The sequence below is a fragment of the Bartonella sp. AP19HLJMH genome (assembly GCF_042196245.1).
Taxonomy (GTDB): domain Bacteria; phylum Pseudomonadota; class Alphaproteobacteria; order Rhizobiales; family Rhizobiaceae; genus Bartonella.
The window spans coordinates 1-13,420 of the sequence record NZ_JBHIPX010000023.1; the positions used below are offsets into that span (position 1 = coordinate 1).

The 13,420-nt window shown below is 35.4% G+C and carries 9 protein-coding genes and 2 pseudogenes; 7 read left to right on the forward strand and 4 right to left on the reverse strand.

Annotated features, from left to right (window positions below; translation table 11 throughout):
- From ACFINR_RS08590 to ilvC, 4 genes are all read left to right on the forward strand, one after another.
- Positions 1 to 359, forward strand: a 359-nt coding sequence (locus tag ACFINR_RS08590; RefSeq protein WP_375654054.1) for an XRE family transcriptional regulator, incomplete at its 5' end; no start/stop codon positions are given.
- A 998-nt stretch (positions 360 to 1,357) separates the two neighbouring features.
- On the forward strand, positions 1,358 to 2,479 hold the full coding sequence (locus ACFINR_RS08595) for an ATP-dependent RecD-like DNA helicase (protein WP_375654058.1): 1,122 nt from the start codon (positions 1,358 to 1,360) through the stop codon (positions 2,477 to 2,479).
- Between the two features lie 84 nt (positions 2,480 to 2,563).
- Positions 2,564 to 3,298 carry a pyridoxine 5'-phosphate synthase gene (locus ACFINR_RS08600; protein WP_375632585.1) on the forward strand — a complete coding sequence of 245 codons (735 nt, stop codon included), beginning with the start codon at positions 2,564 to 2,566 and terminating at the stop codon, positions 3,296 to 3,298.
- 1,067 nt (positions 3,299 to 4,365) lie between these two features.
- The gene (gene ilvC, locus ACFINR_RS08605) at positions 4,366 to 5,385 is read left to right on the forward strand and encodes a ketol-acid reductoisomerase (protein WP_375612028.1); all 1,020 of its coding nucleotides are present in this window, start codon (positions 4,366 to 4,368) and stop codon (positions 5,383 to 5,385) included.
- A gap of 111 nt (positions 5,386 to 5,496) precedes the next feature.
- Here ilvC and ACFINR_RS08610 read toward each other — a convergent pair whose 3' ends face one another.
- The 4 genes and pseudogenes from ACFINR_RS08610 to ACFINR_RS08625 form a co-directional block, all read right to left on the reverse strand.
- Positions 5,497 to 6,888 (reverse strand): amino acid permease, encoded by a 1,392-nt coding sequence (locus ACFINR_RS08610; RefSeq protein ID WP_375612029.1) that lies wholly within the window; start codon positions 6,886 to 6,888, stop codon positions 5,497 to 5,499.
- Between the two features lie 1,013 nt (positions 6,889 to 7,901).
- Positions 7,902 to 9,302 carry an amino acid permease gene (locus ACFINR_RS08615; protein WP_375654061.1) on the reverse strand — a complete coding sequence of 467 codons (1,401 nt, stop codon included), beginning with the start codon at positions 9,300 to 9,302 and terminating at the stop codon, positions 7,902 to 7,904.
- A 742-nt stretch (positions 9,303 to 10,044) separates the two neighbouring features.
- Positions 10,045 to 10,542: pseudogene (locus ACFINR_RS08620) on the reverse strand (LysE family translocator).
- 143 nt (positions 10,543 to 10,685) lie between these two features.
- Positions 10,686 to 11,294 (reverse strand): fumarylacetoacetate hydrolase family protein, encoded by a 609-nt coding sequence (locus ACFINR_RS08625; protein WP_375613397.1) that lies wholly within the window; start codon positions 11,292 to 11,294, stop codon positions 10,686 to 10,688.
- 357 nt (positions 11,295 to 11,651) lie between these two features.
- Here ACFINR_RS08625 and ACFINR_RS08630 point away from each other — a divergent pair.
- The 3 genes and pseudogenes from ACFINR_RS08630 to ACFINR_RS08640 all read left to right on the forward strand — a co-directional run.
- Positions 11,652 to 11,826 (forward strand): annotated as a pseudogene (locus ACFINR_RS08630) (transcriptional regulator); the annotation flags it as partial.
- A 372-nt stretch (positions 11,827 to 12,198) separates the two neighbouring features.
- Complete coding sequence (locus tag ACFINR_RS08635) at positions 12,199 to 12,891, forward strand: hypothetical protein (RefSeq protein WP_375640996.1); 693 nt, start codon at positions 12,199 to 12,201, stop codon at positions 12,889 to 12,891.
- Positions 12,827 to 13,420 (forward strand): hypothetical protein (locus ACFINR_RS08640; protein ID WP_375654064.1); only part of this gene is annotated, 594 nt, incomplete at its 3' end. The genes ACFINR_RS08635 and ACFINR_RS08640, both read left to right, overlap by 65 nt.

Below are 13,420 nucleotides of genomic sequence, written 5' to 3' on the forward strand. Positions count from 1 at the left end.
GTAAAATTTTACGGAAACTTCGCATTGATCACTCAGAACGCCTCTTAGATATGGCTAAGAAATTAGACATATCTGTATCATTTTTATCTTCTGTCGAGATTGGCAAAAAATCTGTTCCTGTAGGACTGGAGGAAAAGATCATAGAGCTTTATGGTTTAGATAAAGAGAAGGCTTTACTCTTAAGGAAAGCAGCTTATGCTTGTCGAAAAAGCATCATCATAAAGCCTTCTACTCCGTTGCAACGTGAAACTGTTGTTGCGTTTATGAGACTTTTAGATGGCTTACATCAAGAAGCGTTAGCAGACTTCAAAGAAACATTAGAAACATTGTGCGAAGCGTGCTTTATAGAGAAATGTTAAAAATCCTATTCCCTAACTTTTATTTACGTATCCCGTACTTTTAAAAAGATATATAAAATCAATTATCTATATAGATAAAAAGAGGTCTTGTTATTTCTAGCAATAAGAATAGCATTAATCAGTTAGTTTTTATAAACTTTAAAACATTGTGACAAAAAGAAAAAGTTTGACTCAGTCGATGGAGAATTGCGCTTTTCTCATATTCTAGAGGACGAACCTGAAATGCTACGCTGGACATGAAACCATGTCCCAGTTTTCTTATAATAGACTACCAAGAAGGCCATACTTACGAACCATATTTTATTGTTGAAACAGAAAAAGCTCCATATTTGTGCGAGATAAAGCGTGCTTCATATAAGCGTGATGTCTCTCTTTATTCGTTGAGATATAACATATTTGTAGCATGAAGAGTAAATTTATTAAAATCATGATAAGAGGGAGATAGGAACTTTATAGGTGTATCATCATAGGATTAAGTCGTTTTGTTGAGAGCTATTTCTATTTTTGCCAAAAGGTTTTTGACATATTTAATTATTATTTCGTAATAGTGGATGTACTTTATTTTTATGTGCAAGAAAGCTGATTGATTGTGTAAAATAGCGTTCAAAAATTACATTATTTTTATCCTGTTAAGGACATTTTTTCTAGTGAGGGTTTTGCAATTGCAATGCTCTTTTTCTCATTCTAAATTTTGGTTAGAAAAAGCGTATAGAGGTGTTATTTTAAATTTAAGATATGCATCTTCCATTGTTGGTGTTACTGTTGTAAAAAATGATATTTTATTTGATACGCATAAGGTGTTACCAAGAAGATCGATGTATAGATAAAATTTAGATTGTTACAATATCTTGAAAAAACAATGGGTAAATAATTGATAATTGTGCTACGAAAGTTGTTAGATGGGCGTGTGTCAGCAATTCTTAATAAAAAGGTTTTTCTTGATAGTCGTTTTTTTTCAAAATACTGCTCTTTTTATGCAAATCTTATGTTGGTAAGCTATGCAGTTTTCACGGGAACAGGATAATGCATTGAAGGCTGTTGCCGCGTGGTTGAAGGAAGGGCGTTTTCCTCTTTTTCGCCTTTTTGGCTATGCGGGGACGGGTAAGACGACGCTTGCGCGCTATTTTGCAGAGACAGTTGATGGTTCTGTTCAATTTGCTGCTTTTACAGGGAAGGCGGCGCAGGTTTTGCGTTCTAAAGGTGCAAGCAATGCTTGTACGATTCATTCGCTAATTTATTGTCCACGTGGTGAAGAGGAAGTTTCCGATGAAATAACAGGAAAAAAATCTATTGCTCCAACATTTACGTTAAATCGAAGAAGTGCTGCTGCACAAGCTAAACTCATTATTGTTGATGAGTGCTCGATGGTAGATGAAAAATTGGCCCGTGATTTAATGAGTTTTCGAACGCCAATTCTTGTTCTTGGTGATCCAGGTCAATTGCCTCCTATATCAGGTGGAGGCTTTTTTTCTAATGGGGAACCAGATTTTCTTCTTTCAGAAATTCATCGGCAAGCGCGCGATAATCCGATTATACGTCTTGCTATGGATGTACGTGAAGGACGCGATATTGCTTATGGTGACTATGGAGAAGCGCGCGTTGTGACACGTAAAGAGGTCAATCAACAATTGGTTTTGGATGCTGATCAGGTCTTGGTAGGGGTTAATCGTACACGCCACCTTTATAATCAGCGTTTGCGTGTGTTAAAGGGATTTACAGCAGATTATCCACAAGCGGGAGATAAGCTGGTGTGTTTGCGAAATGATCCGATTAAAGGTTTGTTGAATGGCTCTTTATGGAAGGTGATGACTTCACAGAAGGAGACCGTTAAACCAAGTATTAATCTTCTTGTGAAACCAGAAGAAAGTGAGCGTGGGGTAGCAAAGATTAAACTTTTAAAAGCAGCGTTTGAAAACCCTGATCAAGAAATTTCATGGCAATTAAAAAAGCGATATGATGATTTTGATTATGGGTATGCATTAACGGTTCATAAGGCGCAAGGTTCTCAATGGAATAATGTCGTTTTGTTTGATGAAAGTTTTGCATTTCGTGATATGTATGCGCGCTGGCTTTATACGGGAATTACGCGCGCAGCAGAGCGTTTAACGATTGTTCGATAGAGAAAAATGTGTATATCATCTAAGTTTCAGATGGAAAATGCCTTTTTTCTATCTTGTTACACACTATAAAAAATGGAAATGGGTATGGCGGTAAAACTTTCGGTTAATCTTAATGCTGTTGCTGTTTTGCGTAATCGACGTAATCTTCCGTGGCCAAGTATAACGAATATTGGGCATATAGCGCTTGCTGCTGGAGCAGCAGGTTTGACGGTTCATCCGCGCCCTGATGAAAGGCATATTCGTTTTTCGGATTTGCCAGATATATACTGTTTAATAAAGAACACTTTTCCTACTGCTGAGTTTAATATTGAAGGTTATCCCAGTGATCAATTTTTAGATATCGCTAAAAACTATGCGGATCAGATTACCCTTGTTCCTGATGATCCAGATCAGTCAACGTCTGATCATGGTTGGAATTTTACTCATGATGCAGAATTTTTAGCACCTATTATTCAGAATTTAAAAAACAGAAAGATTCGTGTATCCCTTTTTGCTAATCCTACTGTCGATGGTCTTGATATTGCTAAAGCAATGGGCGCTGATCGTGTGGAATTTTACACGGGACCTTACGGTGGTGCATTTCAGGATAAAAAAAAACAAGATCAAGAGCTCAATAAACTTGTTTTAGCAGCAAGAAGAGCAAAAGAGTTGCAGTTAGGTATAAACGCGGGGCATGATCTGACACTTATGAATCTTCCTGCTCTTGTCAAAAATATTCCTTGGCTTGATGAAGTTTCTATTGGCCATGGGCTCATTGCTGATGCATTAGAGTATGGAATACATGAGACTGTTCAGCGTTTTATCCGGTTATTATCGTAATCTTTTTCTCTCTATAAAAATTGGAAAAGAAATTTTTATAGAGGTTTGCCAATTTATCTTAAAAAACAATTTTATATATGTTGAGATAAATAGCACTATTATCGTGCATTATAAATATTCTATTGTTCCTCTATTTATTGGTTGCTTTCTATCTTTTGTTTTTGAGTGTATGCGATGTTTTTTATTTGTACTATCCATTATGAGGAAGTTTTAAAATCTTCTTATTATAATTTCTTTGAATGGAGAAGAAATAGGGTTTTGAAAGTATTTCCCTTATAAAGGAATGCGTAGGATTTTAATGGATCAATACACAAACTTTCTTGATATTTGAGCGCATTTTTGGGTTATCTGTAAATAGTATAACGTAAAATCTCCTTATGAATAAGCTTAATGCAATAGGAGCTGTTAAATAGAATGATGATATCGACTTGTAGCTTTATGAAGTAAAGAGAGTGATGTGCAATAAATCTTACACTATTATAGGGAATTCTTGAAAAGGGCTTGAGCATATTAAAATTTTTTTATAAGGTGCCATAAATGGATAACATAATAGCCGTATGGGGGGCTTCTTCGTGTGAGAGGCGTGGATATTAAAGAACGTAAAAAGTAAAAACATCCTCTCTATTATTCTAAAGATATTGTTGTATATGCTTTTGAAGGTTGTATTAAAACAATACTTGTTATTTTGTAATTTTTCTTGCTATCCGTATTGATTTGGTTCATGTTAAAGATTGTATGTTGTATCTTAATTTTTAGAATATAGCGTTTTGTTGCACGATAAAAGAGTAGAATATTAGCTAAATTTTCTTTAGAAATCTTATTTTGTGTAATTATTGTTTTTGTAGAATAGCAGTTGAAGTTTATTTGGGGATCCGTATATGTTTTAGGAATGTTTGGGGACTACAGTTTTTTCTATGCAATATGTAAACTTTAAAATTATTCAATTGCTGTGTTCTTATAAGCGGTGTTTTTTGTCTTTATAAGTGTGTGATGCACTGTAGATAATGTTTCTTATTGAATAAAAATAATCTGAAATCCAGTTTAAATAGAGAAAGAAGGAATTTTTTATGCGTGTTTATTATGATCGTGATGCGGATGTTAATCTCATTAAAGGGAAAAAAGTAGCCATTGTTGGTTATGGTTCTCAAGGGCGTGCGCACGCTTTAAACTTGAAAGATTCTGGTGTTAAAAATGTGCAAATAGCTTTGCGTTCAGGGTCGGAAACAGTTAAAAAAGCCATGGCTGATGGTTTTGAAGTGGTGAGTGTTGCTGAAGCAGCAAAATGGGCAGATCTCATCATGATGGCAACACCAGATGAATTGCAAGCTGATATTTATAAGGAACATATTCATGATCATTTACACGATGGGGCAGCGATTGCTTTTGCGCATGGTTTGAGCATTCATTTTGGCTTGATTGAACCTAAAAAAAACGTTGATATTGTGATGATTGCTCCTAAAGGTCCAGGGCATACAGTTCGTCATGAATACCAACGGGGTTGTGGTGTTCCTTGCTTAATAGCGGTGGCGCAAGATGCTTCAGGGCATGCACATAATGTAGCATTATCTTATGCATGTGGACTTGGTGGTGGACGTGCTGGGGTGATTGAAACAACATTTAAAGAAGAGTGCGAAACTGATCTTTTTGGTGAACAAGCGGTTCTTTGTGGTGGTCTTGTTGAATTGATTCGAGCAGGTTATGAAACATTAACACAAGCAGGTTATGCGCCGGAAATGGCTTATTTTGAGTGTTTGCATGAGGTTAAACTGATTGTTGATCTCATGTATGAAGGGGGCATTGCAAATATGAATTATTCGATTTCTAATACAGCTGAATGGGGTGAATATATGTCTGGTCCACGTGTGATTACGGATGAAACCAGAGCAGAAATGAAACGTATATTGAAAGATATTCAAACGGGTAAATTTACATCGAATTGGATTCAAGAATATAAAGCTGGTGCTGCTCATTTTAAAAGTATGCGGCGTTTAAATGATAATCATCCTATTGAAGAAGTGGGTAAAAAACTTCGTTCTATGATGCCTTGGATAAAATCGAATGCTTTGGTTGATAAAGAGCGTAATTGAAGATTCTACAGAGATATTTTGTCAATAGCTTTTATAATTTTATAGATAAATATAAAAAGGGTAACTTTAGTTACCCTTTTTATATGTTTTTTGTAATATAAGCTTTATTTTTTAATTTTTTGCATAATTCTTTTTCCCAAAAAGAAAGTATACAATTCCTAAAAATATGAACCATGCTGGAGTGTATTTTAAAGCTATGGCAGTGTCAGCTTCTAATGACAATAAATAGATAATGAATGCAAAGAAAACAAGAAGCGCCCAACACATAACAACACCTCCTGGCATTTTATAAGGAGAGACAGTATGCTGGAGAGGACGATTGCGGCGATAGACGATATAGCTGATCAAAATGATAGACCATACAAATATAAACAAAGTTGCGGCAATTGTCGTAACAATTGTAAAAGCAGCTATGAGTGTTTGAGATAACGATACAACGGCATAACCAAATAAGATGCATATACATGAAAAGAATAATGCGTTGGCTGGAACGTGGTTACGAGAAAGTTTTCCTAAAAATTTAGGAGCACCTTTTTGTGTTGCTAGCCCATATATCATACGGCTGGTAGAAAAAATTCCACTATTTGCTGAAGATGCAGCAGCTGTGAGGACAACAAAGTTCATCAAACCTGCAGCAGTTGGGATACCAATAAGTGCATACATTGTTACAAATGGGCTTTTTTCTGGACTGATTTGATCCCACGGCGTCACAGACATAATCACAAGAAGAGAGAATATATAAAAGAATACAATGCGGATTGGTATTGAATTAACAGCCTGTGGTAAAGCTTTTTGAGGCTCTTTTACTTCAGCAGCAGCTGTTCCAGCGAGTTCAATGCCAACAAAAGCAAAAATAACAATTTGAAATCCAGCAAAAAAGCCTGTAATTCCTCGCGGAAAAATATTCCCACCGTTCCATATATGGCTAAGAGAAGCAACCGTACCGTTTGGAGAGACAAAACCGGTAAAGATCATATAAAATCCTACAACGATTAGGACTAGAATTGCTACGATTTTGATAAAACCAAACCAAAACTCAAGTTCGCCAAATAGTTTTACGGCGACGAGGTTAAGAATTAAAAAGGACATAAGACCAATTATAACAGGAATCCACGGATTGAGCTCAGGCCACCAAAAGTGTGTATAAGTGACAATAGCAATAATTTCAGCAGTTCCAGTGACAATCCAACACAACCAATATGTCCAGCCGATAAAGAATCCGGCACATGGCCCTAGAAGATCGGTTGAGAAGTCAATAAAAGATCGGTATTGTGTATTAGAAAGCAATAACTCTCCCATAGCACGCATGACAAAGTATAGAGCACAACCAATAATTGCATAAACGAGTAGAATTGAGGGGCCTGCTACACTGATTGTTTTTCCTGATCCCATGAAGAGACCTGTTCCAATCGCTCCACCAAGGGCTATAAGTTGTATGTGTCGGTTATGTAGTCCACGTTGCAATTTCTTCTTAGGTTTTTTTTCTAAATTTTGTTTGTTCATTTTTGGGGAGTTCTCCTTAGTTATTTTTAAATAAAAATTACCCTAAAAAAGGTAATTCCTTCTATCGGAACACGCTATGGTTAAGGAGTAAAGGAATTTTTTTCTATGACTATATGTGAATAAAGCAAAAACATTATTAATTAATGGAATAATTATTTTATATATAAGAAAAAAAAGATAAATTGTATTATATTTTTTTGATTTTTTATGTTTTATACATAAGTAATATATATAATATATAATATAATTTATATTATATATTATTATTATATGTATATAAATAATAATTTATATTTATGTATATTTGTTTATAGTAATTTTTATATAAATATCTTTATATTTAAAATTATTTATTTATAGATATTGTTATCTGTATAAAAATATAAATAAAATTGTAAATTTATTAAATATAAAACTTTGTATATAAATAAAATAAGTTTAAATTGTTAAACTATTATTTAAAACATTAAAAAATATATTTAAAATTTACATTTAAGTATTAATATTTAAAATTTATTACAAATAGAAAAATATTTTCATAGAATCTTTTTTTATTGCAGATAGCTATTAAGATATATTCTGTTTAGAGCTATATTTTTAATTTTGATAAAAAATTGAATATAAATTTTTTTGGGGGGAAAGTTTTAGATAAATCTCATGTTTTATTAGTAAACAATGTCAGTGAAGTTTATAGAGAATTTTTTACAGAATAGCTCGTTTCTTATCCTATTGTGCAGTAAAATACTGTTGTGTAGAGTAGTGATATAAAGCATATAACATTTTACGCATTAAGTATTTTTAGAATGGGTGGTGAGTGTTCAGGGCAGGGCTAGCCCATAGAGCCTTATGTAGGTGAACCATATAAATGATCAGCAGCATTCCCCCTTAATAAGCCGGATTGTTTACAAACCGGTGCCGGTAGGAATCGTCGTTTTTTGATGTTTGGGGAGGAGGTTAAGTAGAAAAAGGGTAACTAAAATTACCCTTTTTTGAGATGTTTTTATGTATAGACTTTATTTGTTACCTTGAGTTATTTTTTTCTTTACAAACATAAAATACATTATACCTAAGAAAACAAACCAGAATATACTATATTTTAAGGCTAGTAGAGTATCAGCTTCTAATGTCAACAAATAGAGCATGAAAACAAAGAAAACTAAAATTATCCCACACATGATAACACCTCCTGGCATTTTATAAATGGATTCAGCGTGTAGATGAGGGCGATTGCGACGATACACAATATAGCTAATCAAAATTACAGACCATACGAATAAAAATGCAATAGCTGAAATGCTTGTCACAATTGTAAAAGCACTTATGAGGCTTGGAGAGAGTGAGGCAATTGTATACCCTATTAAAATACATAAACAGGAAAAGAATAGAGCATTGGCTGGAACATGGTATCTGGAAAGTTTACCTAAAATTGGAGGGGCACCTTTTTGTGTTGCAAGTCCATATATCATACGGCTGGTAGAAAAAATACCACTATTTGCTGAAGAGGCAGCTGAGGTAATAACGACAAAGTTTACCAAGCCAGCAGCTATCGGAATGCCTGCAAGCCAAAACATCGAGACAAAGGGGCTTTTATCTGGAACAATTTGATCCCAAGGTGTGACAGACATAATTACAGCGAGAGAAAAAATGTAAAAGAGTACAATACGGATCGGTATTGCATTAATTGCTTTGGGGAGAACTTTTTTAGGTTCTTTTACTTCAGCAGCGGTTGTTCCAGCAATTTCTATACCAACAAAAGAAAAAATGGCAATTTGAAATCCAGCAAAAAAACCTGTCATTCCTCGCGGAAAGATATTGCCATCGTTCCATACGTGATTGAGAGAAGCAACCGTACCATTGGGAGAGGTAAAGCCCGTAACGATCATATAAAATCCCACAACAATTAATGCTAAAATTGCGACGACTTTGATAAGACCAAACCAGAATTCAAGTTCACCGAATAGTTTCACGGCAAAGAGGTTAAAGATTAAAAAGACACTAATGCAGGTAAAAACGGTAAACCATGGATTGAGTGTTGGCCACCAAAAGTTCATATAAGTGATGATGGCAATAATGTCAGCAGCTCCAGTTACAACCCAGCTCAACCAATAGCTCCAGCCAACAAAGAAAGCGATTCCCGGTCCTAGCATATCGGTTGAAAAATCAACAAGAGATCGGTATTGTGAATTAGAAAGCAACAATTCTCCCATAGCACGCATGACAAAGTATAGAGCAAAACCGATAATAGCATAAACGAGTATGATGGAAGGACCTGCTACACTAATTGTTTTTCCTGCCCCCATGAAGAGACCTGTTCCAATAGCACCACCAATGGCTATAAGTTGTACATGTCGGTTGTGTAGTCCACGCTGTAACTTATTCTGAGAATTATCTTTTAAATTTTGTTTGTAGCTCATTTTTTGGGGGTTCCCTTTAATTATTTTGAGATTAAATTACACTAAAAAAGCATTATTTTGTATCGAAGCATGATATAAATGAGGTGTAAAGGAAAAAAACGTTTTTTAGGATTTTGTGTGGATAAAGAAAAGAATATGTTTTAGGAATATGGTTTTGAAAAAAGAGAATGTTTTCCTCTTAAATAACGTAACAGATATTTGAATGGGGAGCTTTTTATTGTTATGAATAACAAATTAATTGTTCATTAAAAGACGTGGGGCTTTTAAAATTATTTCAGAAAGTTGTCAGGAGTTTTTATAATTTTTTGAAACTTATTATTTGTAATCAGTGCATTATTTATTATTATTCATAATGGTGAGAGTTTACTTTTTGCTCAAGTAGCACTCGAGAGTTCTCATCTTAGTTTAAGAAACAATTTTTAATGGAAAATTAAAATGATTTTTAAATCATTTTTTTGTTTGTATGGTGCTATCATAAATCAAAAAGTTACTTTTGTTTCATAAACGAAAAGAGGAATATCATAGCTTATTTTTTTAAAAGTGATGAATAAGGATTTTGTTTAGATATTGGTAACATTTTATAAAATGTTGCGAGAAACTCACATTGTTTACACAAAGTTTACACAAACGTCCTTGAGAGTATGATAAAGAAATGCAACGTAATTCAGTTATACAAAGAAAAAAGAACTGGGGATTGTATAAGCTCTGTTAGAGATTGAGCTATTCATAGTGAGAGACAGAATCAGGAAAAGATTGCTCTATTAACTTTACAATTTGTTATCAAAGATAAAACTGTTCCTGTCGCAATGTTAATCGAGCCTTTTACCCGCTGCTTTTTTAAGGCGGTACTGGCAAATGATATAAAAATGGTCATTAAAGTAAACCATGCAAAGATGTTGAAAGAATGTATTGTGACAAGTTCAAAACCTTTTTTAATGCTACCTCCAGAAGCTAAGAATTTTGGAAAAGCTGCTATGTAAAATATAGATACTTTGGGGTTTAGTATTTGTGTCAGAAAACCGTCCATATAGCTGGTTAAAAGCTTTGTTTAACTCGTAGCATGCTTTTCATTCGTTGAACTTCTTTCTTTTGAATTTAAGCTGTGTATTCCAGATTTAATTGATTTAAAGCCCATGTATAATAAATAGCTGCCACCCATGAGTTTTACTAAAAAAAACAGCGTTTTGTTGTTGAGAATGAGCGCTGATACACCTAGGTGTGGAAAATGCCCCATGCACATATGTTGCTGTACACAATCCTAAAACGTTTACAAATGCGTTCTTTCTTCCCAATCTCGTTGCATTATCGATGATAAGGGCCATATTCGGCCCCGGTGAGATGACTAAAAAAATGAAACAAGGAAAAAGGTCAGTATTTGATGATTCATTTTACTTTTAGCTCTGAAATTAATTGATTTTCGAGATACAATTCTATTCTGTCAAACTGAGAAAGTTTTCCGACACCCTGTGGAGTGCCTGTGTATATGAGATCACCACGTCTTAGCTGAATGTAGTGACTTAAAAATGAGATTATCTTCTCAAAGCTAAAGATCATATTTTTCGTATTGCCAACTTGTCTTGTTTCGCCATTCAACTTCATTGCAAAGGTTATTGGGTTGTTTATTTTTTCCTTGTTTATGAAGTCAGAGACGTATGCAGCGCCTTTAAATCCTTTCGATAAAAGCCAAGGAAGCTTTTTTTCTTTCAGTTTTGTTTGCAAATCCCGCGCGGTGAGATCAAGACCTATTGCTACGGCATCATAGCATTCTTCTGCTTCTGCCTCCATGATCATGAAAGCGTCCTTTGAGATTTTGAGCACAATTTCGGTTTCAAAATGTATTTCTTTGGAAAAATCAGGGAGATAAATTTCATTGCCTAAAACGAGTGAACTTTTTGGCTTGCTAAAGATAACAGGTTCATCTTCAACAACATTACCTAGTTCATGAACATGTTCAACATAATTGTATCCAACACAGTAGATGTCATTTATCATGGGAGCCCTCCAAATTTTTCATTTTCTCTTTGTATAGGCAAGAGAAAACTTTGCAAACAACATTTTTTCTTATATCGCGTTTTGCGTTTTCTGGAAAAGAAGCATTATGTGGGTTAATGACTAACCACGATGACAGCCCTTCGCATTATCCTCTTTTGAAGAGTGCTCAATCTTATAGTCTTTGAGATTATTTTCATTTTGATTGCTAATCTCCTGAAATTACTTTATTACTTAAAGAGTGATTTTGCTCGTCTACGCAGCGATTAGTAGGGTCTGAAAGCCCTAAAGTTCGATCATAAATGAGCCCACTCTGTGGGTGTCTCGGAATTATGGGATATTTTTCTATGTCTAGGTGCTATGAGCACTAAAAGTAAAAATCTGGTTCGTATTCAATACTTTCAGGCTCTCGGAATACTAATGCGAGGGTGCTCGCAACCGGCGGGGGACTTGAAAGTGAAAAGCAAAAAGCCACATTTTAACGACATTTCTATAGGCAAAAAATCGCTTTCAAAGAAAAATGCTGGGAATGTCGTAAAAGCAATTAGGGCACCAATTAGGGATAACTTTTCAACAAATCCAAAAGTATGAGAAAGTCTGTGATGATTAAAAAGAAGCAGACCGTGGCAAACTTATTATGGCATTTGGAACGGAGAAGATTTTTACCAGCTTTAAGATAGCACAATAAATAGCCGGAACTGGAGAGCGTGTTTTGTTTCTCGTGCCTTTTCTGGCTTTGATGTCATAAACGATAAGAGAATGGACACGCTATACAGAAGTACTGTTTCATTCCTTTGTGGTGTATTCTGATACATAAGTTGGCAAGCGTCGTAAAACAAAGATGCTGTTGTCGAACTCGATGTCTCAGATCTTGGCTCTATCAGCTACCAAATGATGTTCAAAAGCTTTGAAAAAAACAAATAAAGTCTTAGCGAATGCAATGACCGTGGTGTTTGCTACTTACCAATTAATCCAAGTGATTGCGGATGCGCAAGAGAAATACGGTTTATCAGAATTTGATCTGATCATTTATGAAGCAGCGCAGGTTAAGGCAGATAAGGTAGAACCTTTGGTTGTAGAAGCCAAGGAAGTAGCTGAGACTGCGAAGATAACAGCGGAAGAAGCGATGAATGTTGCGGAGCAAGCAAAAGAAGAGGCTGATACGACAAAGCGAGGGCTTGGAGAGGTCAAGAGTTCATTAGACACGGTGACAGCAACGACAAATTCTGCGAATACAGCCGCCTCTGAGGCAAAAGTGTTAGCGGAAGAAGCGAAGAGTGCATTGATAGAAGTTCAAGAGAAGGCACAGAGGAACAGTGACAGTCTTTCTGAACTTCAAAGTAAGGTAGGTTCTCTTTCCACTAATTTTTTAGAGAATGTGCGTTTTCATCAACCTGACAGAATTCTGGAAGCCGATCCGAAAAATAGAAAAGGTCTTGTGATCAATGACGGGGCATGTTTTCGCTTTTATCATGGTGAAGAGAATGGGGGTAGGTATCTCTTTTACCGCGTTCTAGGGCGTGGAAGGATGACTTTTGACGAAGATCTTGAAGCAGGAAAGGATTATTATATATCTCATCTTAAAAGATCAGACGAATGAGCTATCCTTTGAGCTTTCGCAAAATCTGACGGCTCCTGATGGCTATACAGAGGATAATTCTGAAAAGATCGGTGGATTTCATACGCTATGTGCGGATGTTGGTGAGATTGAAGGTCATCTCTTATCGGGTTATCAAGCGGGGGATATTTTGCCCAATTCTGTTTGGTGTTTAAATCACCGCCCACGTAGTAGTCCAGAAGGGATGGTTTACAATCCGTGGCATAATATTTGGGTTGATATTTATCTTCAATCAGGGACAGGTGTAAATGCAAAGTCGGCATATGGTGTTCCGATTACGAGCAATCGTAGCTATGCGAATCATGCCTTTGATTTTTGGTCTGTTAGTAAGAGATTTTTGACGAGTGATGAGTTTTCGCCATGCATGTATGGAAGTAATCAAGCAACCAGTATTGTCGGCAATCAAGCGCCTTCTCCTAAGACGTCTGGAGGATACGTTGATACAAACAATAGACGGATGATTTCGCATATCGGTTGTGAGGATGGTTGCGGTTATGTTTGGCAATATTTG